This is a genomic window from Helicobacter sp. 12S02634-8 (genome assembly GCF_002272865.1).
Taxonomy (GTDB): Bacteria; Campylobacterota; Campylobacteria; order Campylobacterales; family Helicobacteraceae; genus Helicobacter_J.
The window spans coordinates 1-959 of record NZ_MLAP01000049.1 but is presented as its reverse complement, the minus strand read 5'-3'; the positions used below and the strand labels follow the sequence as shown (position 1 = coordinate 959).

At 33.9% G+C, this 959-nt stretch carries 2 protein-coding genes; both read left to right on the top strand.

The annotated features are described in order from the left end of the window. Positions 1 to 220 precede the first annotated feature (220 nt). Complete coding sequence (locus BKH46_RS09305) at positions 221 to 583, top strand: hypothetical protein (RefSeq protein WP_095226540.1); 363 nt, start codon at positions 221 to 223, stop codon at positions 581 to 583. Between the two features lie 78 nt (positions 584 to 661). Next, on the top strand, positions 662 to 959 hold a 298-nt coding region (locus tag BKH46_RS09300), incomplete at its 3' end, for a TM2 domain-containing protein (RefSeq protein WP_143428963.1).

Here is a 959-nt window from a genome sequence, read left to right as displayed (position 1 = left end):
ATGCAATCTATAAACGCAGGGATTTAGCACGCAATTTATATGATATTGCAAGAGTGGGGAATATTGCTTTCAATAACCTAGCGTTCAACCTTGGTATTGGCTTTAAGTTTTAGTGAGGAAAGACAAGTGATAGCAAAAATTGATAAGGTATCCAAAAATAGGGTATCTACTCGCTGCACTTGAATTGAGTTTTAAATTTTAAAATATAGAAAGGTTATCAATGGAACTAGTAGCATTGGGTGCATTCGGCACATTTTTATCAATCATCATTGCCATTGGCTGGATGGTGTTTGGCGTTCTTGGGATCATATATTTTTATAAAATTATATCAACGATGAAGCTAGATGATGATGTAGAAAAGCATTATCGATTTTTGATAGAAAAAGACATTGTTTTGTATTATAAAGTCTATGCTGAAACAATGTCTTTATTAAAAAAATCTACACATAAAGATTTTCAAAAAGTATTTGAAATTATTTTTAATAAAGCGGATCCAAAATTATACGAAGCTTTTAAAGCACGAAAATATATGGAGAGCCTTCAAAATACCACTAGAGAGGATACTGAAGAGGATGCTGATTAGTATCCTAATGTAATCCATTTGAGAAGTAGGGATATTCAAGTATCCCTTTAAATATAAAAATCTATTCAAGGAGTTTTGATGTATTGTTCAGAATGTGGCAAAGAAGTCAATCCCAAAGCCGTGATCTGCACCCATTGTGGTTGTAAGATCAAACAAGAGGGGCGTAGTTTTATGGTAACTCTTTTGCTTTGGTTTTTCTTAGGCACTCTAGGAGCACATCGCTTCTATACAGGCAAGATAGGCACAGGAGTGGTGCAACTTCTTTTAACCATCACTATTTATGGTCTATTGATTAATATTGTTTGGCTTCTGATTGATCTCATAACAATCCTTACAGGTAGTTTCAAAGACAAAGAAGGCAGAGATTTAGCAAGGT

What these genes read in the sequence shown, in the direction of transcription:
- BKH46_RS09305 (WP_095226540.1), top strand. Translation starts at nt 221, where the DNA reads ATGGAACTAGTAGCATTGGGTGCATTCGGCACATTTTTATCAATCATC.